Here is a 23,231-nt window from a genome sequence, read left to right as displayed (position 1 = left end):
CCTTGGGATGTGAGTTGTTATACAACCATGTATGACGCACAAGTACAACCGTGCCGTACACTATTTCCTAATCCAGCCGCCTTGGCTTCACCGATAGGACTATCCATGAGCACTCGACTTCCTGCCGTCACCGTCGTCGGCAGCATCAACCTCGACATCATCGCCACCACGGACAGGATTCCCTCCCCTGGTGAGACCGTCGGCGGCGGCGCTCTGACCCATCAGCCGGGCGGCAAGGGAGCCAACCAAGCGGTAGCAGCTGCCCGTCTGGGTGCCAGCTCGAGGATGATCGGGGCCGTGGGCAACGACGCCTCCGGCCGCCTGATGCTGGAGTCTCTTTCCGGCGCGGGAGTGGACGCCACTGGTGTCGCAGTGCTCGACGGCGACGCGACGGGTACCGCGCTGATCATGGTGGACCGCGACGGCGAAAACCAGATCGTGGTGTGTCCGGGGGCCAACTTCAGGTTCTCTCTGGAAGGTGTGGAGTTCGGGCCGGACGAGACGTTGCTGTTCCAGCTCGAAGTCGGCCTGCCTGTGGTGCTGGAAGCCGCCCGTCGTTCCTCCGGATTCTTCGTCCTGAACGCCGCCCCGGCCATGGACCTGCCGGCGGAGTTGCTGGAGCGCTGCGACCTGGTGATCGTCAACGAGACCGAGTACGAACTGATTCCGGCGCTGGCTGAAGCGAAGCTCGTCGCCGTAACGTATGGGAAGGACGGCTCGGCGATGTTGGAGCGCGGCCGGAAGGTGGCGGAGGCTCCGGCTTCGGCCGTGACCGTGGCGAACACGATCGGGGCGGGCGATGCCTTCTGTGCTGCGCTGGTGCTGGCGCTGCGGGCGGGGCTCGACTACTCCACGGCGCTGGCCGTGGCTAACGCCGTCGGGGCGGATGCGGTGGGAGATCCGTCGTCGCAACCCGCGCTCGCCCCGCTAGCGGACTACGTTGCCCGGGCAGCTGGCGTGGGCGTTGCGGCGCGGTGAATCTGGTGTTCAGGCGGGCAACGCCCGCGGATCACTCAGAGGTCCGGCGAATCACCCGGGAGGCGTACCTCCACGCCGGGCACTTCACCGCTGACCACCCGTACATGAGTGTGCTGGACAACGTGGAACACCGTGCGGAGCACGCTGAGTTGTGGGTCGCCGAGGCCTCCAGCACGGTGGTCGCGGCACTGACGCTGACCTTCGCAGGGCAGCCGTACAGCGAGATCGCCATGGAAAATGAGCTCGAATTCCGGATGCTCGCGGTCGATCCGGCGGTACAGGGCGGCGGGGTGGGGCGAACGGTTGTCCGTCGGGTCATTGAACACGCTCAGTCGCTCCCCGCTATCCGGGCAATCAGCCTTACCAGCGCGACGTTTATGGAACGGGCACACGTTCTCTACGAATCCCTGGGCTTCCAGAGGGTCACAGTCCGCGACTGGTACGTGCCCGGCGAGGATGTGCTTCTCTGGGTGTTTCGGCTGGAGCTGTCGATGGTTGAGCTTGTCGAAACCGTGCCCGACGAAAGCGGTGGTTGAGCCTGCCGAAACCCGAAAGGCGGGGCAAGCAGGCCCACACGTACGGCGGGGCCATGGCGACGGGCGCGCACATACGGCGGGGCCATGGCGATGGGCGCGCACACGGAGGCGTCGCTGCGGCAGCGCACGGGTGAGGCGTTTGAGCAGAAGCATGCCATCGCCCGCTGGGCGGCGTCGGTGATCCGGCCCGGGGAGAACATCCTGCTGGACGCCGGCTCCACCGTGGGTGCCCTCGCGCATGAGCTACGGAATTTTGAGAAGCTGTCTGTGACGACGCCGGGCATCAACACCATGCAGGAGCTGGCCGATTCGGAGGGTATCGAGGTGGACGGCCTGGGCGGCCGGCTGCGGAGCCTGAGCCAAAGCTTTGTCGGCCCGCTGGGCGAGGCGGCGCTGGAGCGGATGAGCTTCGACCGCGTGTTCCTGGGCGCCGACGCCGTCACCGCCGAGGATGGCATCTGCGAAGCCGACCACGCCCAGACCCGTCTCAAGGAACTCATGGCGCGGCGGGGCCGCGAGGTCTACGTACTGGCCGATTCGTCCAAACTCGGGCTCCGACCGTTCCACGCCTGGGCCCGACTCGTACTGCTCTGGACCTTGGTGACGGACGACGGCGCCGACCCTGAGCACCTGCAGAAGTGCCGGGAGGCTGGGGTGGAGGTTTCGGCGCCAAAGTCGACGGCAGCAACGGATAACACCGACGTACACCTAAATAGCAGCGACGACTAAGCCTGTTGCGTTGTGTTTATGTCCAGCAATGCGGTTAATCCGAGAGGGAGCCATAGCACCCCTTCGTGGCTATACCCCCTCTCGGCCATGGAATTTGCATAGCCTCAGCGGAGCGCTCTGATCACAAACCGGTAATGGCCGACAATAGCGGACGACCAGTAAACGGGTCGGTCTCGTACCTCTGAACGGGAGCAAAGGCTGCATTGGCAAATGCCAAGTATGCAAGCGGTTCGCGTACGACGGCATCATTGGGCTGGTCGCCGGTCAGCAGACCTTGGCCGACTTCAATGGGGTCCTTAAGGCCCGGCACAATCTTGAATATACTCACGAGCGGAGACCTAATCACCCGGCGGACAGGGGACTCTCTCAAATAGGCACTCGTCTGCTCAACGCGCTCCCGCACTTCGTCTTCTAGCTCGTCCATAGCCCTAAGACGGCGGACCGGATCGACGATGTCAGCCATGTTTTGGACCTTTCGCTCCATGTCGCGGCGGAACCGTGGCAGGAGATCACCGTGTCGGCGACGGAAACGTACGATGTCTTCCACGTTCATGGGATGCTCCGGGACCGGGAGAACGCTCTCCAAGACCACAGACCGCACCTCCGCGAGCTGCATTTCCCCATCCACGCGTAGGCGGACCTTGCCTGCTTCCCCTTCGCGATCTAAGGGTTTCAGGCCCGACAATAGAGCCCGAGTCAACGACGGTTCGTCCGTAACGGGGACCCAACGTTCATGTTGAGAGAGGCCTCCACGGTTCCATCCCCCGGGGTTCCGTGCATTTGAGCCAGCATTTTCGCAAAGGCTCAGAGCCAGAGCTGCCATAAACTCAGCAGCCGTAGCGACCTCGACCATTGCCCATTGCGGGCTAACCAGCCGTGCGAGGCCGTGCTTCACAAGCGAATTAAATCCGAGTTCATAGACCATCAATTTGTCCACGTGGACACGGGTCAACAAGCCCATACGGAAGTCACGTTGGCGTTTCTCAAGCTCTACGGGGCTCCGAAAACTGAGAAATGATTCGAAGTGCTCCGCGAAGTTGGGCCCCGCCTCTCGAGGTGACACTTGGTAGAGCAGTTCATTCCGTATGAGTTCCCGAGTGGTGTGGTCGTGAAGACCCGGTTCCTCGACGAAACTCGCCGGGGTGATCGTGGCTACAGAGTCCCAATAGAGCAAGGTTCTGGTCCACCAAGCATTGCGGGGCACGCCGATGTAGGGGAAATAGAGAGCGCCTTGCATGAAGGCAAGATTACGCTGCCCTATTCCATTACCGGGAATTGCCGGTTGAGCGTGTCGAAACTCCAATGGTTTGAGCCTAAAGGCATGGCGCCATATTCACGAGCGGCCTAAAGTCTCTCTTCGTCATTGGTTTCCGCTGCCCACCGGAGCGGCAATGGCCTGTGTCTGGAGGACGGACTGTAGCAGCCCATCCACATTGAAACGGAGTGTTGGTTACCCGTAACCCGGTTCTCACGGATTCCGTTTGTCCCGGGCATGGGCCCGGCGCAGTAGTAATGAAAAGGTCATCAGTTCGATTCTGATAGGGAGTTCGGGGTGAACCCCGGGGACCCCCAGATCCTGGGGATCTTCTCGCCTGGACCAAGGGGCCGTTTCCCGGTCATTTGGTACGAGCGGCCGGACGGCTGCCTTTCTCCTTCACAGCACATGCCAACGAGCAGCGGCGATGCTTCAAAGCCCGACTGCACAAGCTCTCCGCCCTCACGGCTGCGCTGCTGGCCACGGGTTCACCTATCGCGGCGATGATATGGCTGCTGTTCGCTTTCACCCTCTGCCTGGTTGCCAGGATCGCCGCCCGGCTCGCCGGCAGCAAGCGCAAGAACGTCGCTATGGCCCAGTTCATAGCCATCGCAGCAGTCCTGGCCATCGGCGCTTACTGTCTCTTGGCCTAGCGCTGGCCAGCTTTCGGGGAAACTGGGGACGCTTTGCGGAGACCTGTCCAGGTTCCCCGGGTGTATTTGCGTTTTCCGGTATGAATGAGGACATGACCAGCACACCCCAGGATCCGCCCCTCGGCTTCTCCATCAGCCCTAACGCCTGTTTCTGGTGGGCCACTCAGACAGGCAACTACCCGGATGCCTATCCCGAAGGGACGCTGTGGGCCCCGCTGCGAGGAAGAACAGGCCAACGCGTCGACCACTGGGAAACTCTCAACGGAGTTCGGCCCGGAGACGTCGTCCTGCACTATGTCGCCCCTGAGATCCGGGGCATCAGCCAGGCCGCCACGGTCCCTGCACCGGCCTATCCGCCGCTGCGGGGGTACCAAGAACCAGCGGACACCGACGGCGTCCTGGTCCTCACAGAGCCGCTGTCTGAAGTCCGGATTCCCTGGAACCTCGTCGCCGATGCCCTACCCCGGGCCAGTGGCCCGCTGACAGTCGACAAGGAGCTGAGGCGGGGATTCTTTTTCGGCGTGGACCGTGACGCGGCCCTGAGTCTGCTCCAACGTGCAGGCCTGGCAATTACTGAGCATCCGGGCGGTGCCCGTGGCAGTGTCGTGCCCTCCGGTCAATATCTCGGCGGTCACAGCGACAGATGGGCGCTCGGGGCTGTCCGGACGGAGCAGCAGTATCTGCGGAACCAGCAACTGCAGCTCCGGGGCAGTTCGTGCTCCCTCTGCGGGCAGTCCTTTCCGGATGAACTCCTGGTCGCCGCCCACATCAAGCCCCGTTCGGAGTGTTCCGAGGAGGAGCGCATAGACACCCGCAATGTATGCATGGTGGCGTGCCTTTTCGGTTGTGACGCCCTTTTCGAACGCGGCTACCTCGTCGTCGGCGACGAAGGGACGATTGAATCCGGCAAACCCGCCCCCGGCCAAGTTGGTGGACGCGTCAGAGAACTCCTTGGCCGCATCCGCCTCGCGCACGACGAACGATCGCGCGACTATTTCGTCTGGCACCGCGAGCACCATCAGGACAGGTTTGCCCCGCAGTCGTAAGACCACGTCAGGACCACCGGGGCGCCCCCAGTCAGTGATGTCGAGCCGTCCTCTTTGTGTGCACGGCGGAAATTTTCAGGGAAGAATCTCAGTTATTCCGAGTACGCCTCGGTGTACCAATTCGCCGCATTATTTTAGGGGCGAAGAAGCGTCCTTTGGATTCACTTTCGTACGAAGCAGTCCACTTGTGTTGCGGAACTGTATGGGTAAAGGCACCTACAAATGAACGCCTATGCACCGGCGCCCAGGATTACTTGTGCCACCTGATTCGCGCCCACAACGGGGTTGCCCAGACTTGCAGTTATCGGCAGTTCCACACGGAATCTTACTGAACTGACGTCAACATGATGTCGCACCGCGATATCGTCCCTGCGCAGTACCTCGATTGCCTTGTCAGACATGTCGTAAGCACGGAAGAAGGTGGTAAGAAAGGGGGTTGTGTACGAGGGGTCTGGCGCCTCGGCGCCGTGCACGTATCCGTATCCACCGCCCGCCCCCGCGCCATATTCTGCGACATGGGCGAGGAACTTGTCGGTAGCTGATCCACCAGCCCCTGCTCCATCCATTCGGGCGATAATTCGCTCTACCAACTGTGCGATCGTGAACGCGTTACCCTCCGGCTCCGCGGGCTGCAAACCGATGCTCACCAAAAACAACCGATCTTCCGACGCCCCTCCATCGGAGCCATCACTCCGCTCGACTTGGTGTATGCCCTCTACGAGATGCGACGAACCGCTTCGAGTCGTAGTCTTCACCTCGACGCCCGTGGAGCCCCAGGCGAAGTCCCGCGATGACCTCTTCCAACCGTCCCACGATCCGATGACGAGGGCCACCTGCTCATCAGCGGCGCGGCGGCACAGGGCGTCAAGCATGAGAAGTTCGCCAGCCAGACCGAGGACAGCCTGGTTCGACAGGCGGAGTCTCTCAATAGCCAGTTCTATGATCGGCTCGGTCTGGGCGAACGCTTGCCTCAGGGACACGTCAGCACCGCCCCGCAGCAGCTCGGTGCAGATGAACGCCGCTACCTGATCGAAGTATCCGAGCGAGGGGAATAGGAGCCGGCTGGCGTCGAATGCGGGTGTGCCTTTCCGATGCCAGGTGCGAAATTCAATTGCGGCCCTGACAACGCAAGAACTGGGGCTCAACCCGGCTCCAGCGAGGAACACCTCGACCTGGCCATCGTGGTCGCGCGCGACACCGACCACATGAGCGTCGGTCAACCACCTTACGTCGCGGTGATCGGCAGATGCCGCGCTCGGCACGCTTTCGATCAACTGAAGCACCGACTCATAAGTCGTCAAGTACCGCCTGCTTCTCACGCCGCGACCAACGATCCGGCGCGAGTCGCCGCAAACTGCTCGGGCCCACCGGCCGGTATGCACACCCCGATCGCCACGGCAGGGTGCGGCTGGTCAGGAAACTGGTTCACGTAGAACAGAATTTGGCCATACGATCCGGCTGGCCGCCATGGCGCGCTCCCACTCAACAGCGGTACTCGCTCCCCCCGATGGTAGTAGTCGAAGAACTCGTCGCCACGGTAGTCGAGCGGGCCGGCACTCGGGTCGTTTGCGCCCCACGCCGTGTCGAGTTCACCGTCGATCCCTACACGCTTCGTTGTCGCATGGATGCTGAAGCCCAGTTCTGCAAGTGGGCCGCGTCTGATCGGGGCCCCTGCCCCGTAGCGGATGCCCACCGAGAATCTCGGCTGGTGCCGTTGCTTGTTCCCAAGATCGGCCATCGACCAACGGTCAGACGGCATGCCTGTAACGAAGAGCCCCCGAACCGGCCTGGTGAGGCACGCATTCCAGAGGCGAAGGTACGCCGGGATCCCGTACGGGCAGTTGGGCCGCACGGGAGAGGGTTCGCCTTCGAATGGCCCCGGTGCGTTATACAGGGGCTTGTCGCTCGGCAACGGGAGGGTGGCCGAGACACGAGCCTGGACCTGAGCCCACAACTCGCCCAGACGGTTGTCTCGGCCGGGGAGATACGAGTCGAAGACGAATTGGTCAAGTAGATCTGCGACCTGCGTGAGCGAGAGAGTGGCATCGAGAGCACGGCCCCTGGTGGTCCCGCCGACGGTCACGTCCGACGATGGCACGGACGCGAATAGACCGGCGACGAGCTTCGCGTTCGGGTCGGGCGCATGGCCGTCGTTGATGAGAGTCACGAAGGGCCTCGAACTCGGGCAAAGCGGCGTGCGGCCGAGGTTCGCGATCTTTCCCGTGGCGAGGAAGCCCAAACCATGCAGAACAACCGGAGAAGGGGCATCGCCAGTCATCTTTGCGGCGATCCCCTCGCGTAGGGCCTCGTCGATGTCGTGGTATGCGCTGAAGAGGTCGATTTGATGGCGGGCGGCGAACACCCGGCTTAACTCGATGTGCTTGCCGCGGTAGCCGAACCAACGTTGCATCTGCATCTGGGTGTCCGCCAGCGGGTTGTTCGACCCTCGCTGGAACAGCGCCGTCGTCATCCCCTCTAGGGTCAGCCCTCGGGCCATCACGTTGCCGGAGACAAAGATAGTGGAGAGGTCGCGCGCCGCGCACCACTTCCCGGTAGTGTCGTCGAAGGACGGTTTGTACTCGGGGCGGTCGTCGGCACTGGGATCACTGTTGACGACCGAGACCCGCGTCCCAGGGATGATCTCGGTCTCGAGGATTTGCCGGACTATGGGCCAATCGGGGACCGTGCGCGGGCTGAGGATGTTGAATTCGGAGGCGATCTCGGCGGACGAATGACGATACCTGTCGATCCAGGCCTCCCAAAGCGGCTGTTCGCCGAGCATCTTCGAGATCAGACTTGTTGGCAGGCGAGCGTCGCCTGACTCCAGCAGTTCGCGTGCCGTAGCACGTTCACCGACACCGGCCCAGAGCAGTATGTCCTCGGCGCCGGTGAAGTGCCGCTCGATGTCCGCTGAGGGATGAAAGAGCATCGAGTGCGGTTCTGGTGACGCAGACACTGCCGCGTCGCGGGTTTCGAATTCAGCACCCGCTTGGGAATACGGCCCTGACGCTCCAATGGCTCGGTGAAGCCTTATGGCACCGGCAATGAGAAACGCGCGGACTGCCTCCCCGAGATCGTCTTCGGCACGGCCGGTGAGTTCTACGCAAAGCTGCGCCGACGTCCCGCGGTCGTAGTAGACCTCGCCTCCTGTGTAGTAATGGTCGATGCCAGTCGGCTCGGGGTAGGTCGATGACCTTGGGACGTCGCTACCAACGAAATCAACGGGGTGCCCGACATCGAGCGGTGTTCGCAGCGAGATCACGAAGTCCCGTGGGGCTAGCGGGTTGTGATCCTCCTGAATTAGGTTCGCCTGCGGCGTCGCAGTGTAGCCGACGTATGAGGTGTAGAGGTTGGCCGGGGCATTACCCGAGCGAGGCTCCCAAAGGTCAGCGATGGCTCGGGGAATCTGTTTGAGGTTCGGGGACAGGGGATCTCGTCCCGCCTCCACGGCGGCATCGAGCACCGAACCGTCGTCAGCCTCGTCGTCGAGCACCAGCATGTGTGCCGGGCGCGGGAGCCCACTCACCGCATCGAAGACGCTGCTACGGAGGGAACTGCCGAGCGCGTAGAGGTGGTTCGCCTGCTTCATTGCGACGACAATCAGCGGTCGCCCCTGTGCAAGCTTGCGCCGTACCTGCGCAGAGGAGAGTCGGTACGTGTCCTGAAGTGACGCCGACGCCCCGGAGAGCGCGACGCCGGATGCGGGGCACAGGAGGCGGCGGGTGATCTTCGCCACACTGTCTTCTCCGGCGTCCAACTGCTCGCCCAGGCGTTCGTAAGTCTGTCGCCAAAGAGACAACCGCGTGCCCGCGAGGATGACGACGATATTGACGCCGCGGTCGAGGGCTAGCGCAGACACTCCGAACATCGAGGCTGTCTTGCCAGACTGCACGGAGCCCATGACCAGGCCGGTACGTGTTCGGTTCACGGGCCACGTACCGGCATTGGGTTCACCCGATCCGAAGATTCCGCGGTCAAGGATATAAGCGCAGTCAGTCTGCAGTACTTCACGTGCGGTCGGCGTCAGCACCCTCAATTCGGCGGCGTATCGATCCCACCAGGAGCTGTCTGCCGGCGTCGGCGTCGGTGCATCGAAGTACAGCCGCTCTGTTGCGTCCCCTGTCATGCCGCCACTACTCGGCTTCCGGCGGCAGGATCGAAGCGAGGAGCGACTCGACGCCGGATGAGCCGAATCGTGCCCTGATCGCCTCTGACGCCATGGAGATGTCGACGTCCAGCTTCTCGACGACGCCTTGTGCGATCTTGGCGATGTAGTCCCACTGGGTGCGCGTCTGGGTCTTGGGCGGGCGCTTCCACGCCTTCGTGGCTGTCGCCTCGCGGATCTTATCCGCGGAGGCCTCGATACGGTCCTTAATGTCGTCCGGTGCGCCGGCCGCGGCGATCGCGATGCCGACTAATGAGCCGACGAGTTGCAACTCCTGCCACTTTGTGCCCTTGCCGCCATCCTTGAACTTGTCCGACCAGAGTTCGTCGTGTGCCGCGTGGAGATCTGCCGCCTGGGCAATCCAGCCGAACAGGTCAGCGAGCTTTGCCTCATTGCGCAGTACATGCGAATTGTTGTCCTGGACCCGGGCGAGGAGGAGGTCGATGTGCCGCGCTGTTGACGGCAGGTCCTTCTTTTCGGTGTCGTTGAGGAGCACTGAAACCACCCAGCCAAGGACCTTGGTCCGGCGATAGCGCGAATCTCCGAAGCCATACTCCTTCAGGGTCGTGCCCAGTTCCTGGACGCCTGGGACGTTTACCAGAGAGGGGGCGACATCTGCGATGCTGCTTCGCGAACTGGCATCGCCAGCGGCGACGAGGATTGCGCGTGTGAGTTCGACGTCGTGGTATACCGCGTTGCGAATCTCCTCGGCATTCAGGTGCATGCCCTGTTTGTTGTAGAGCTTGAATACTTCGTGGATCTGACGTTGACTCGCCTTGGTGTACTCGATCACTGGCACCTTATAGTCGGGCGCGCCCTCAAACAGTTCCTCGACCGTCACCTCCTGGTCAGCGACATTGATCGTGTTGCCCCTGATCTGCGTGTAATACTGGCCGCGCAGGGGCTCGAGTTCGGAACCTACGAGACCGCCCTTGGCATCAGTGCGGAGCTTGAACGGGAAGTAGAAGTCGTCTTCGAGTCTCGCCGTCAGAGGCTCTCCCATGAACTGTTTCCAGGCCCTGCGGAACTTCGGGTAGTCGGTCGTCAAGAGCGTCTTGAGGTTGGCCGTTGGATGCTTGGCGTCTGCCTCCGCAACCTTCGCAACTGCGATCGGGTGTTGGCCGACGAAGCGCAGGATCGCCGTCAGGCGCTGCTTGCCGTCGACGACATCGTGCGGCTTGCTCCCTCCGGTACGGAGCAAGATAAGGGAAGGCAGCGGAATACCCCTGAGAATGGATTCGATCAGTGCCTGGCGGTCACCCGTGCGCCACACGTCACCACGCTGGTAGGACGGCGCGAGGTTCAGCTTCTTCTTCGTTAGTTGGAAGATATGCCATACGTCAGCCTTGGCCGTCACCGGCTCGGGGGCAACCTCTTCGGCGCTGTCCTCCTCGGTAACCCAGGACTCGGCCCAGGACGCGGTCGCCGATTCCCGGCTGGCGGCCTCGGCGCCGAGTTCCATGAGGAACTCTTGCTGCAGCCGGACAGCCAGTTCAGCGCGTTCGCTCAGGCGTTCGAGAGCGGTTTCCGTGAGGCAAGGAGCGGCGCCCGGAGCGTCGGCGCTCCCGGTTTGGTTCTCAAGGCCGAGTGCGGCGACAAGGTTCTCGACGAATGCCTCAACGTCGGAGGTTGGCAGGTCGTCGCTGAAGTGGAGCCAACCCTGGACGTCGGCAAGCCTGGACATCCACACGTCCGACCGGAAGTCGACGTCGCTTGCGGCGAACTGGGGGCAAAGTTGGAGGCCGGACGGTGCATCTGTCACCTCTGAAAGTTCTGCGAGTGACTCCGCTATCCTGTCCTGAAGCTGCGTGCGCGAGTCGTCCTCGGGAAGGTCGTCCTCGGTCTCGCCGATGTTGTATGTCGTCATTAGTGACTCCTATTCTCCACGTCGCGTCGGGCTATGCTGCCTGCGGGCGCGCCGTGCTCTTCTTGGCCGCATTGAGATCTACGAGCAACGGCTCGGCAATGGCACTGACTACGCTCGCATTCACTGCATTGCCAAGAGCCTTGTAGGCCTGGATGTCGCTCTCCGGCAGGTCGATGCCTCCCAGACTCTGCAACTCCGCGCATTCCCCCTGCGTCATATACCGACGCTCACCGGTGGGAGAGATGCTTGCCCCGAGGATCGGAACCTGCGTGATCGTCATCGCAATCAGGCTCGGCGCGGTCGTTGGCCGTTTCACCCGGATGCCGGATGCGCGCACTTGTAGGACGTACTCGTCGATGTCGCGCACTCCGCCCTGAGCGTTCCACTCGAACTTCTGGAAACTGGACGGAAATTCCCACGGCTGCCACTTGTCCAGCCATGGCTCGATCCACTTCCGGTTGGTGAGAAAGAACTCGCGGTTCTGGCGGATAAATTTCTGCTTCCATGCGGGAAACTCCGTATCGCCATCGCGGCGCGAGTGACTCGGGATGAGTTCATACTGTTCTCGGCTGCTAAGCCCCTCGAGCGGGAAACCGAAAGAACCAGTAAAGCCGTCGAGTTCGCGTGGACCACTGCGGGACCACAATTTCGGCGGGGTCGTAGTCTCGTACGGATAGGTCGCCCTGAACTCCATGGACCAGATCGGGAACGACGGCAGCTTGACGTCAGCGGGTGAGCGGCGTAGGAAGTCGCCCCACATGTCGATTGCCCGCACGGTCTGTTCATGGATATTGCGAGAAGGCTCAGCGTCCGGGCGCAGTACCGAAGCGATGCTGGTTGTCTCTTCGAACTCCGTCGGCCATTCGAAAGCGTCGAGGCCGTCTAGCGATCCGACGAAGTAGGCCCGCTCCCGAACCTGCGGAATGCCGAACTGATGCGGCGAGAGACGGTGGACCTGAACCTCATATCCGAGTTCTTCGAGTCGTGCCACGATCGTTGCAGCCGTCCGTCCACCACGGTGCCGGAGGATGTTCGGGACATTCTCCAGGATGAAGCGGCGGGGACGCTTCACGCTGAGAATGTCGAACACTTTGAAGAAGAGCCGGCCTTGCAACGTGTGCTCGAAACCGAGTTGCTCCCCTGCCTTCGAGAACGGCTGGCAGGGAAACCCAGCCGTGAGTACATCGTGGTCCGGTACCGCCTGGGCGATCACCGCATCGGAGTCCAATTCGTTCACGTCAGCCCACGGCGCTATGCCGAAGTTGTGCTCGTAGAGCGTGTTCAGGGTGGGTTCCCATTCGGCCGCGAATACGCCTTTGCCACCAAGGTCGCTGAGTGCGACGTGGAACCCACCGAGCCCCGCGAAAAGGTCGATAAATCGGAATCTGGCGTCGGGCTGGTCCACCGATCCCCTTTCGAGTTGGAAGTTGCAAGGCGTGAGTCTGCACAACGCATGCCCCGCTCCACTCCGGGACACCACTGAGCCTCGTGCGAGTCACAGTCGAAGCATCTCCGCAATTACGGAGGTCTCGTCCCGAAGCAGCCAGCGTGGGGTCACGCGAAGTGACCAGGCGTTTGCATTCTCCCGTTGTACTCTAGCGGGGGCATGCGACATCCAGGGAATGCCGCGCGGCACACTGCTTGCACCGAAGCTCCGATCATCGCTCTCCCCCTGTTCGGCTCAGGTGCTTTGGTGCAGCTTCAAAGGAGACAGCGTTCAGATTGCATGATTTTGCCAGGTCTCCCGGGAGCCGATATAGGCCAGGTCCTTTGGGCGAACCGAATTGGTAAAGCCGGTACAGGTGGTATAGCTCTGGAGCGGCACCCGAGACCCTCACTTCCCCTCGCGTGACGAAGAACGGCACGTCAATCGCGTAGTTGGTGGTCTTGACCTCAATCCACTTTTCGCGGCCTGAGTGGTCAAAGGAAAGTACGTCATAGCCAAGGCCATCCCCTTTCGTTTGAGCCACGTGTTCAACGCGGTCTGCAAGTTTCGTTAGTCCGATGCTGTGAAGTAAGGACTGCTCCCGCCTTGCCACCGCCAACTCGCCGGCCAAGCCTAGCGCTCGGTTGGCTGCTTCCAGTTGAAGATAGTCCCGCTTAAAGGGCCGCGCCATTCCCCGGCCGTGCAGAAGGTCCGTAATCACCTCGAGCGGCGCGTCAGCCTCGCGTGTGATGTCAATCGGCCCTAACGGCACATCATCTGTGAGCCTAGACTCCAATATCTCATCCAACGATTTCCTATGGCCTAACTCGCCAAGAACGGCCTCTACTAGGCTGTGTTGATAATTCGCCAGGGGTGACAGGCCACGCAGGTGTGGGTAGCCGAGACCCACCAGCACAGCGCTGATGTTACTCATTTTGAATGATATTGATTTCAAGCTTCGCGAACCGAATTGTTCTGACAGTTCACGATAAACACTGGCCTTGACGTATTTCTGCCCTCGTACGTCCATCACAAGCAGATCAAAATACTTCGACACTGTGACACTAACTTCGTGGTCAGTCCACGGTTTTCCTGTCTCCCCCATAATCATGCTGCCAGGTTATAGCACCATGCTCCCCATTCAGTGAGTACGCCAGGCGACAGTCTCACGCGTCAAGAAAGTAGGGTCGGGGCATCTTGTGAGGATGTCTTCAAACCGGTTGAAATCGCGTTCAACCCTGGCCCTCGAAGCGGTCATCTGAGCCGACTTCGCCCGCGGTGCGGCGGCTCCACAAGAGGTCCTGGTGCGATCCGAAGCCGCTGCGAAAGCCATAGGTGTACGGGGTTCAGGCTGAATTGAACCGCCAAGGCGGGCTGCTCCTGATCGCCAATCGAGTTCTGCGTTGCTGTCGCAACTATTCGCGGCTCCCGCGTCATCGATCTGGCGGCACAGCTGTGTCAGAACCAGGGCTCCGCCGTCGGCCATAATCTGGCCACCTCAGGAAAATCACAGCCGACCACCTGGATCAACGCCCAGCATGCATTGGAAAGGCCGCGCCAGCCCGTACGCGCCCTTTGTGGTGCACCGAACTGCGCTATGTGGCTAGCAGCGTCTGGTTCAGTCCCTGCGCAGTCCGTGGGGCAGACCGCCCAGCAGCCGGGCACCCATCGCGGCAGTGAATTCGGGGGGGCGAGGCCAACGAGGGTGTTTGCTGAGCGCAAACGTCAGACGACCGTAATCACGATGACGGCGGCATAGGTGGCGACGAGGTAACCTGCCACCGGCGCGGACACGTCAAGCAGGAACTGATCTTGGGAGCAGGCCAGAGGGCGGTCGCGGTAGACGAGCCGAACTTCGCTTCGTCCGCCATGTCCCGCATGCGGCCAAGGACACGCTGCGGCGCTCCGGTGATCATCGTCCGGGGGCGTGCCCCGGGGTTCCGGCCACCACCTTCGGCCCTGTTCGTGGTTGCCGCCGATTCCGCCTGCCGAAATCTGCTATAGATGCGACCCGGATACACGCCTCACCCTTTTGTCGGTGCCAGCAGATAACGTGGGAGCAGTTTAGAAGACGGGGGCGAGGTATGAGATCCGCGAGCAAGGCCTTAAACGAGGCTTTCGCCGACGAGCTTTTCGGCTCCGAAAACGCAGGGCGGCCTGTCTATACTCTGCCGGACGACTCAGCATTGAAACGGGTTGCGGAACGGGGAGGCCTAGAAGGTGACCCCGTTAGAGCAATCGCCGAAGTTGTTCGGTCCACGCTAGCCATTGACGACCTGGGGGTCTCGCCTTTTAGGTGGCAAGCTGATGCCGCTGTCCTACATCGCCGCCAGCCCCTCGAAACCCCTTTTGCGCTGCCGCTTTTGGTTGTCCTGACGCTGGCTGCGGAGCAGATGCAAGCAGACGCGGAGATGGCGGCGCACAATTACTATTCCCGGTTGCATTCGCTCCTACGCGTCCCGCACGAGCGTCAGCATCGAGTCGAACAGGACTACCGGCGGCATGCCGATGAGCTCTGGGGTTCGCTTAATTCATGGCTGGAGGCATGGGAGGGCGAGCGGGGGGTCCCAACAGCCTACGCAGTTGGAGGACATGCATTCATAGGACTCCCAGTGTCGCAAGCTGTGGTTCGGCAACATGATCGGGCCGCACTTCATGAACTCTTCGCAATCGATGGAATGACGCCAGGAGTTCGGCTCGCACCAAGCGATATGGAGTCGGCCATGGATCCATATGCAAGGAGGACACCCAGCCCTCTCAGCTCGAATTTGCGTCATTTGTGGACCATTCCCGCAGCGCGCGATCGCATCGTTGACGCGGCATGCCTGGAACTCGAAGCTTGGGACGGTTCGGGCCAGTCTTCGATGGGTGCAGTGCATCAGCTCACCACCACGCGACTGCTGGCATTCCTCCGAACATTCCCGCGCAAATCCATCGAGTTCAACATCATGCTTCCTCATGGACCGAACGGAGCCAACGTGGCTCGATTCCAAGCCGAGAGCGGGCAAACAGCAGTGCCAACGATCGTTGGACCTGGCGGGTCGACCCGACTTGCGGGGGTCGAGTCCATCAAAGCCGGATCGCTCGTTGGGGAGGCTCTCACAGGTGAACTCGGCGACGACGCGGACCCCCCTTTTCGTTTTGGTCGCCGCCCGCGTCGAGTAGTGCCCCTGAGGTGGGATGACCTTCAAGGCGCCTTCGTCGAGGCAGAACGAATATCACTCGGCGACGACAGCCTTGTGCTTGCACGCGACGATGGGCGATCTCGCGTCGAAGCACACATGAGGGCACATGCGCGTCCCGGTTGGAGGGAACTCCCCGGACTCACTGGTGTGCCTGATGGGTGGGCTGTGTACGAGCATGTCCAGATAATTTCAGGTCCCGCGACCGCGACAACCCACCTAGATCTGCTTCCGCTGATTCCACGTGCTCGCACGAGTCTTACCCTCCGAGGCGGTTTCGTCCTGCCTGGGCTTCTTCGCAAATGGTCGTCTCTCGAACCCCCGGAGATCGTCGCTCTCGCTGCCGATGCCTCGTCAGTTTCCGTCCGCGTATACGCCGGAACCAGGATCAATAATGACAACCTCACGATTCAGTTCGACGTCGACGACGACCTTGCGGTTGTGCCTGTCGCCGGTCTTGAACTCGACGACGGGGAGTATGTGGTGGCGATGTTCGTGGACGGCGCACCCAAGCCTGCGTCCACGGCCCTTCTCCGTCTCCGATCATCTGACTCGCCCCAGTACAGCGTTGACGAAGTAGACATCCGGTTGGTCTACTCCCCCGATTCAGCGGTAACTTGGCCTCTATCCGGCGGACGAGCCGGCTGGTCGAGGTACGTCAACGGGCCGCGTCTCGTCGGAGGGCTAGCAAGCGATTCGGTGGTGCCCGTCGAAATGCCGGAATTCGTGTTAAGAAAGCGCAGTCGGAAACCGGAGGATACTTCGCGTCCGAGCATCGGGACACCAATGGGGGATAACTCCTGCTTAGCCACCGGCATGCATCGGTTCCAGCTTCCTCCAGTCGGTCCTGATCACCCACGCGCGCGAACCATCGCCGGTGAATGCACAACCTGCGGCCTCGTCAAACGCTTCGCAGCAACACAGTGGGCTGCCCGCAAGCGTGAAGGGTTAGCCACCAAACACAACCGTGTTGCAACCATTCCACCAATAGTCGAGAGTGACGAACCCGATTTCCAGGTTGCATTCGACGCCTTAAATCACGTAGGACATGGTACATATGCGACGTTCGAGCGCATCGCGGCTCAAGTTGAAGGCTCAGGGCTTTTCGCCGATTCCTTCCTTCGCCGGCAAGAGGTCGTCGGGCACATCGATGCCGCCAGAGATGAATGGCTGCAGGTCACAGAATGGGCGGTCAACTCCGCAACCCTCGTACCTGTTGAGGGTGGTCGTTGGACGCTCGTTGGGTCGCGGTCTAAAGGCCTCCTAAATCAACTGCGCAACATCCTTGACGGTGATGCTGAGATCGCTGAATCCGTTGACGCAGAATTGGCTCGCGTTGAGGTATCTGGCGACGCCAAAGCGCTGGACGCACGAGTTGAAGCGCTAGCAAAGATCGGTGTGACGCTTCTCAAAGAATCCCCTGCGCTCATGATGGCACGCAGTCTTCCTCGACTCAGCGACCTTGTTAGGGGGTTGAAACGGATAGTCATGCCCAACTACCACAGTGCGGAGCGTTGGGATTCGGCGTCCGCGTCGTGGCAACCAGCTGATGCACTCACGACGGTCGGCGCCTATCGGCTGAAGGACTACCGATCTCTCTATGTCGTGCGCTCCGCCGAAGACGTTGAGACCGGTACAGTCAAGATCGGGAACGCCCAGCTCGTCAAGCACGTCGCCAATATGTGGGCAGCGGATCCGCTTATCGGCTACCACACTCGAAGCGGATCTGTGGTCGCTCCCCTCGGCGCCGACCTTCCAGGTCTCTACGGGCGAGCGTTGTCCCTCTGTTCCGGACGGGCACCTCGAGAAATCGTCGACCAGCGGATGATCCAGTACCCGTCGGTGCCCCGCATTGTTGCAGATACACTCTTTGCCCAGTTGAGTCAGTGAGGTCAAGCGATGTTTCCCACACCTATTCAGATCGCGGACGATCTAAGAGCCGCATTTCTTCGTTACATCGACACGGCCTACGCGCTGCGCGATTCTGATCTAGTTGCGGAGCGCCGCCGATTACTGCTTGAAGGCCAGGGGAATCTCTTCGCCCCGCTCATGCTTGAGCCTGTCCTCCCCTATGACGGGGTCTCGACCGTTGCGGAAGCCGCAGCATCGGCTGAGGTCGATGAGCGCGACTTGCGTGACGTGGTCAGGTCGGTCTTCGGTCTAAGGGCTGTCGAGTCATCGGTAAGACTTCGGCGGCATCAGGCCTCTGCAATTCGAACGCACTTCGCTGATGACATCAGGCACAACCCGGTCGTGACTTCAGGGACAGGGTCCGGCAAGACTGAGTCGTTCCTGATCCCCTTACTCACTCGCATCGCTGCGGAGAAGCGTAGTTCCCACGCCCTCCCTCCGATTCACGAGTGGTGGGACATCAGGTTGCAGAATGCGCCGTGGCAGCCAACACGTACCGTCGGCAGCGCATCTGCAGCGTTACGATCAATGATCCTCTACCCCACGAATGCTTTGGTTGAGGATCAAGTCGCTCGACTCCGTCGTGCAGTGCGGGGACTGCGTGAACAGGCAGAGCCCATCGATCTTTGGTTCGGCCGGTACACCGGAGCAACGCCAGGCAGCGGCGGTGTCCCGACAGGGAGGGCTTCGGCCCCATCCGTCTCCGATGTGGGGACGGACATGCGCGACCTTGCCAGGCAGAACGCTGTGCTCCTCCAACTCGGAGACTCGGATCTGATGAGTCAGTTCCAAGATCCCCTCGCTGGCGAGCTCATCACCAGGTGGGACATGATCGCGACCCCGCCAGACGTGCTCGTCACGAACTACTCCATGCTCAACGTGATGCTCATGCGTGATGTGGAGGAGCCGATCTTCGCAGCCACCCGCAAGTGGCTAGAGGCATCGAGCGATCACGTCTTCACACTCGTCGTCGACGAACTGCATTTGTACCGCGGCAGCACGGGAGCCGAGGTCGGAATGGTAGTGCGCAATTTGGCATCCCGCCTAGGTTTGGAAGCGTCGTCAACCCAGTTCCGCATCATCGCAACGAGCGCCTCCCTTCCAGGCGATGACTCCGGAAGCGATTACCTGGAGAGGTTCTTCGGCGTCAGCAGTGCCACGTTTAACATCGAACCCGGAGAGCCTAGGGAGCTTCGGGCACCAGTTGCTCCGATGCCCCGGGATGTTCTGGAATTAGACGACGAGAACCGCGCTAAAGCCGCGGCGGAAGGCAATTGGGCTGAAGCAATCGCCAGCGTCTGCGTGACGGAACACGACACCCGACCCCGCGCGACCCGTTTCGGGGAAATTGCGCGGCGGCTCTTTGGTGAAGCACCCGAGGGCGAGCAAGCCCTTGCTGCTATGCTTTCGGGCCTCGCCGAGGCCAAGGAGCCGGGGCTTCAGTTCCGGGGACACATCATGATGCGGGGGATGAGGGGTCTCTGGGCATGTTCGGATCCCGAGTGCCCAGGAGGCAGGCCCGGATCTGGGCGACGGGTCGGAAAGTTGTATGACACGCCGCGTTCAACCTGTTCAATCGCGCACTGCGGAGCACGGGTGCTCGAGCTTCTCTACTGTTACGAATGCGGAGACGTGAGCCTCGGGGGATACATTGTTGACCGCCACGAGGATGGAACAGTCGTCCTCTCCACCACTCCAGTCACACCTGGGGAGAACTCCGGCGATTTCGTGTTTCGCCGTGGTGACAATGAATATCGCTGGCTCTGGCTCGGATCACCGGCACCGGATGAACCCATTTCACGCAGATTGCCACCCACCCTGGATGAGGACAGGGCGGCGGTCCAATTCAACTTTGGCAGCGCAACCTATGATCCGAAGCTGGGCGCGATTATGCCCGCGGCAGGCCAGGGGAATGCCGTGGTCCTGCGGCACACGGGGGCTGGACCCGACGGACTATCGTTCCCGGCGTTGCCCGAAATATGCCCTCGATGCCACGGACGTGAGGCTAATCGCGATGCCTCGGTCTTCTTTGCCGGGGCCGTGAGGTCTCCGATTCGAGGACACACCTCTGGCCGTTCCCAGCTCAACCAGATGGCTGTCTCCCAACTGTTTCGCAGCCTCGGGTCCGAAGCGGCCGAGTCTCGAACTATCATTTTCACGGACAGCCGAGATGATGCGGCACGCATCGCAGCCGGCATTGCCCTCAATAACTTCCGCGACCAAGTGCGTCAGGTTGTCCGCCAACTCCTCCATGACCGAGTCTCACCCGTTCCTGTCCTCCGCGCGCTGATACGGGGTGAACTATCAGCCGATGAAACCACAGCAGCTGAGAGCCTGGTTACGGAACGCCCCGACCTCTACGACAAGCTGCGCTTGGAGCATGCAGGCATCGCTGGCCCTGCAGACCTCGCGGTGATCGATTCGGCCGAGCGTGAGGCCGAATCGCTACCGTGGGCCACCCTCGTGCGAGAGACCGAGCGGGGGTTACTGTCAGTGGGAGTCAACCCAGCCGGACCCGGACCATCTGTTCATCAAAGTGTCGGTGACGCACCGTGGTATCGGGCCTACCAGCCACCCCAACCCGGCGAGTGGAAGCCCCTCGATCCCAGCGTTGCTGGTCCAGTGCGTCAGGAGCGTCGACAACAAACCACCGTCGCTGTTACCGAGGCAGTATTTGACCGTGCATCCCGCGATTTGGAATCGACTCGTCTCGGCGTAGTGCGTGCTCGCGCCGCTGCTCCGACTGACTGGGGACTTTCACAGGAAAGCGCGGACGACCTGGTCGCGAGTGTCGTCAGACTCTTGGGCATCGCCAAGCGGTTCGAGGGCGGCTATGTTGCGATGAGCACGGCTGCCCCAAAAAGCGTCAAAACGTACCTCAACCGCGTGGCAGTCAAGGAGGGGCTGGGAAGCGGCGAACTACTATCGGCGGTCGGCGAGTTCCTCAGGACAAGCAGAGTGACGGACGATAGCTGGACCCTAAAGACTCAGACGGGTCAAGACGGACTTGTGCTGCGAGCTCCCGGAGCAGAAATCTGGGTGTGCGGCAACTGCGGGACCGTTCACTTGCACCCTTCAGCCGGCGTGTGCACAAACGAAGAGTGCGCAAGCGGACAACTTCAACGCGTCACACGCATTGAAGATGACGAGGACTACTACGGCTGGCTCGCTGGTCACCCGCTTCGCCGGATGCGGGTGGCCGAACTCACCGGGCAGACGAGTCTCAGCAATCAGCGGACTCGCCAGCGCCTTTTCAAGGGCGCCGTGCTGCCTCAGCCCCAGGAAAGCGTTCTTGCAGATCCCATTGATCTGCTGTCCGTAACGACAACCATGGAAGTCGGTGTCGACATTGGGTCACTCCGCGCTGTGGCCATGGCCAACATGCCACCCCAGCGCTTCAATTACCAGCAGCGGGTTGGCCGCGCCGGGCGATCCGGGCAGCCCTTCTCCTTCGCCGTCACGGTATCGCGTGATCGGGCCCACGACGACTACTATTTCCAGGCCCCCGAACTAATGACCGCGTCCGAACCGCCGCCACCATTCATTGACCTGTCCCGACCTCGCATCGTTAGAAGGGTGATCGCAGGAGAATTGCTCCGCAGAGCATTTCAGTCCCTGGCAGAGCCTCCTCGGCGCACTTTTGAGAGCATTCACGGCACGTTCGGCCGCACGGTCGATTGGCCGCAGCGAAGAGCTGACGTGGCAGCCTGGCTGGAAATGGCAGATGACGTCGAGGAGGTGTGTGACCGTTTCTCGGCGTACACGGAACTCGATGTGGATGACCTAAAGTCGTGGGCACGATCCACTCTAGTCACCGACATAGATGAAGCGACCACCAATCCCTACTTTGGCCACTCCGAACTCAGTGAACTGCTGGCAAACGCCGGCGTCCTTCCAATGTTTGGCTTCCCGTCCCGAGTTCGGCCGCTGTACTCCAGGCCCCTACGTCAGGCCTCCGACGGAGAGCGGTTCACCGTTGCTGACCGCGATCTCGGTATGTCGATTAGTAGCTTCGCTCCAGGCGCGGTGGTAGTCAAGGACGGCTCCGAGCACCTAGCTGTGGGGTTCGCCGCCTACAACATAGTCGGTTCCAGCGCTCGAGCACGCGATCCGCTTGGAGCGCCTCTCCCAGTGAACCGATGTGAAGAATGCGGAAGCCTTGACACTCGCCCCGACCAGCGACGCCCCCATTGCTCAATCTGCGGAGGAGACCTCAAGTCGTTCTCTGTCTATCAGCCCGAGGGCTATCGGACCATCTATAGCAGCCCGGACTATGACGACGCACACATCACGCCGATGTACAGCGGGTACACGGAGTTGTCCGCTAACACCGACCTCGGAATCGAGCAGCGCCTCTTCGGCACTTCCGTGCGACTACTCGAGCAGGCCGAGGTAGTTGCAATTAACGACAACAATCGGAAGCTATTTGCCCTCAGCAAACAAAGCGACGGCTCAGTCATCGCCACAAATCCCGATCTCTACCGGCGGCCACTCCCGGAGTTCATGCGTACCGGCGGCACAGCGATGGAAGCTGCCGCCATCGGCGAGGTGAGGAGAACTGACGTCCTGCTACTGGGACTTGATGGACTGAAGCTGCCTGATGGGGCCGTCGCCACTCGGCCCCGAGATTGTCCGGCGGGCTACGGAGCGCTGCTCTCGTTTGCCGAGCTTCTGCGCAATGCGGCGAAGGCCTATCTGGACATCGAACAGGCCGAGTTGGAGGCCGGTCTCCAGCCCACGTTGCAGGAGACGACGATCTCCTCCCGGGTGTTCCTTGCCGACGCCCTTGATAACGGTGCAGGCTACGCACTTGAACTCGGCCAGCTTTCGACATTACAAAGTCTGCTGGAATCGATTCGCTCCGACACGGGAATGCGCCTACGGGAGGAATCGCACGGAAACGCATGCACGTCGTCGTGCCCGGGATGTCTACGCAACTACGAGAACCGCTTGCACCACTGGGCGCTCGACTGGAGGCTGGGCCTGGACGTCGTTGACCTGGCACTCGGTCGCGACCTCGACGTTACGCTCTGGGCTGACCGCACCGAGGACCTTCTTCAGAGCTTTCAGGAGGGATACGGTGCCCACCTGACGATCTCGTCTGACCGCGTTAAGGAGTTGCCAGTCCTGATGACCTCCGAAGGCGGTGGTGCGGCAGTCGTCATCGGACACCCGTTGTGGCGACATGACGAAGCGCACTGGAACCTTCAAGTACGTGATGCGGTAACCGAACTCAGCGCACGAGGTATAGCCTCCGTCAGAGTGTCTGACACCTTCGTACTGGACAGGACGCCCATGCGGGTCTTCAGTTCCTTGGTCGATAACTCCTAGCAAAGGGCCAGGCCAACACAATGATTCAACGAGTTACAACTTCAACTAGGAACGGTAGGCAGAATGACGAACAGATCCCCTGTGTGTCAGGCTGTTGTGTGACAGGTTCCCTGTTGCTGGAGCCGGTGCTCGGAGCGGGGGAAGGTCCGTCA

At 61.3% G+C, this 23,231-nt stretch carries 12 protein-coding genes and 1 pseudogene; 7 read left to right on the top strand and 6 right to left on the bottom strand.

The genetic code is table 11. The features are described 5' to 3' along the window. The first annotated feature begins 105 nt into the window (after positions 1-105). The 3 genes and pseudogenes from CXQ91_RS23190 to CXQ91_RS23180 all read left to right on the top strand — a co-directional run. Entirely contained in the window at positions 106-978 is an 873-nt protein-coding gene (locus CXQ91_RS23190) for a ribokinase (RefSeq protein WP_104176214.1), read from the top strand. Continuing rightward, on the top strand, positions 975-1,514 hold the full coding sequence (locus CXQ91_RS23185) for a GNAT family N-acetyltransferase (protein WP_104176213.1): 540 nt from the start codon (positions 975-977) through the stop codon (positions 1,512-1,514). Before CXQ91_RS23190 ends, CXQ91_RS23185 begins: the two co-directional genes overlap by 4 nt. 48 nt (positions 1,515-1,562) lie before the next feature. After that, a pseudogene (locus CXQ91_RS23180) lies at positions 1,563-2,243 on the top strand (DeoR/GlpR family DNA-binding transcription regulator); the annotation flags it as partial. Between the two features lie 121 nt (positions 2,244-2,364). Here the strand turns inward: CXQ91_RS23180 and CXQ91_RS23175 are convergent. Further along, on the bottom strand, positions 2,365-3,546 hold the full coding sequence (locus tag CXQ91_RS23175) for a hypothetical protein (protein WP_146072424.1): 1,182 nt from the start codon (positions 3,544-3,546) through the stop codon (positions 2,365-2,367). Between the two features lie 317 nt (positions 3,547-3,863). On the opposite strand from CXQ91_RS23175, the gene CXQ91_RS23170 reads away from it, so the two are divergent. Both CXQ91_RS23170 and CXQ91_RS23165 read left to right on the top strand, forming a co-directional pair. Next, positions 3,864-4,151: a hypothetical protein gene (locus tag CXQ91_RS23170; protein ID WP_181039018.1), complete on the top strand. Its 288-nt coding sequence runs from the start codon at positions 3,864-3,866 to the stop codon at positions 4,149-4,151. 92 nt (positions 4,152-4,243) lie between these two features. Continuing rightward, entirely contained in the window at positions 4,244-5,197 is a 954-nt protein-coding gene (locus CXQ91_RS23165) for an HNH endonuclease signature motif containing protein (protein WP_258074240.1), read from the top strand. Between the two features lie 230 nt (positions 5,198-5,427). On the opposite strand, the gene CXQ91_RS23160 is transcribed toward CXQ91_RS23165, so the two are convergent. The 5 genes from CXQ91_RS23160 to CXQ91_RS23140 all read right to left on the bottom strand — a co-directional run bounded on the left by CXQ91_RS23160 (position 5,428) and on the right by CXQ91_RS23140 (position 13,766). Further along, a complete protein-coding gene (locus CXQ91_RS23160; RefSeq protein ID WP_146072423.1) occupies positions 5,428-6,498 on the bottom strand; it encodes a PD-(D/E)XK motif protein in 1,071 nt (356 codons plus the stop codon). Positions 6,499-6,512: 14 nt separating this feature from the next. Then, a complete protein-coding gene (locus tag CXQ91_RS23155; protein ID WP_104176209.1) occupies positions 6,513-9,323 on the bottom strand; it encodes a Z1 domain-containing protein in 2,811 nt (936 codons plus the stop codon). Positions 9,324-9,330: 7 nt separating this feature from the next. After that, positions 9,331-11,229 carry a DUF262 domain-containing protein gene (locus CXQ91_RS23150; RefSeq protein WP_104176208.1) on the bottom strand — a complete coding sequence of 633 codons (1,899 nt, stop codon included), beginning with the start codon at positions 11,227-11,229 and terminating at the stop codon, positions 9,331-9,333. A gap of 31 nt (positions 11,230-11,260) precedes the next feature. Next, on the bottom strand, positions 11,261-12,634 hold the full coding sequence (locus tag CXQ91_RS23145; RefSeq protein ID WP_104176207.1) for a DNA cytosine methyltransferase: 1,374 nt from the start codon (positions 12,632-12,634) through the stop codon (positions 11,261-11,263). Between the two features lie 253 nt (positions 12,635-12,887). After that, positions 12,888-13,766, bottom strand: a complete 879-nt coding sequence (locus CXQ91_RS23140) for a DUF3883 domain-containing protein (protein ID WP_104176206.1) — start codon at positions 13,764-13,766, stop codon at positions 12,888-12,890. Positions 13,767-15,528: 1,762 nt separating this feature from the next. Between CXQ91_RS23140 and CXQ91_RS25075 the strand changes: the two genes are divergently transcribed. Both CXQ91_RS25075 and CXQ91_RS23125 read left to right on the top strand, forming a co-directional pair. Further along, positions 15,529-17,727, top strand: a complete 2,199-nt coding sequence (locus CXQ91_RS25075) for a hypothetical protein (RefSeq protein WP_219816593.1) — start codon at positions 15,529-15,531, stop codon at positions 17,725-17,727. Positions 17,728-17,736: 9 nt separating this feature from the next. Continuing rightward, positions 17,737-23,079 carry a DEAD/DEAH box helicase gene (locus CXQ91_RS23125; RefSeq protein WP_104176204.1) on the top strand — a complete coding sequence of 1,781 codons (5,343 nt, stop codon included), beginning with the start codon at positions 17,737-17,739 and terminating at the stop codon, positions 23,077-23,079. Positions 23,080-23,231: the final 152 nt, after the last annotated feature.

This window comes from Arthrobacter sp. Y81 (assembly GCF_002929335.1).
Classification (GTDB): domain Bacteria; phylum Actinomycetota; class Actinomycetes; order Actinomycetales; family Micrococcaceae; genus Arthrobacter.
Note: the sequence above shows the minus strand (reverse complement) of the source record. Positions and strands in the feature narration are given on the sequence as shown.

Bases quoted from the DNA above. Each gene is read 5' to 3' on its own strand.
- CXQ91_RS23190 (WP_104176214.1), top strand. From the start codon at position 106: ATGAGCACTCGACTTCCTGCCGTCACCGTCGTCGGCAGCATCAACCTC.
- CXQ91_RS23165 (WP_258074240.1), top strand. From the start codon at position 4,244: ATGACCAGCACACCCCAGGATCCGCCCCTCGGCTTCTCCATCAGCCCT.
- CXQ91_RS23155 (WP_104176209.1), bottom strand. From the start codon at position 9,323: ATGACAGGGGACGCAACAGAGCGGCTGTACTTCGATGCACCGACGCCG.
- CXQ91_RS23150 (WP_104176208.1), bottom strand. From the start codon at position 11,229: ATGACGACATACAACATCGGCGAGACCGAGGACGACCTTCCCGAGGAC.
- CXQ91_RS23140 (WP_104176206.1), bottom strand. From the start codon at position 13,766: ATGATTATGGGGGAGACAGGAAAACCGTGGACTGACCACGAAGTTAGT.
- CXQ91_RS23125 (WP_104176204.1), top strand. From the start codon at position 17,737: ATGTTTCCCACACCTATTCAGATCGCGGACGATCTAAGAGCCGCATTT.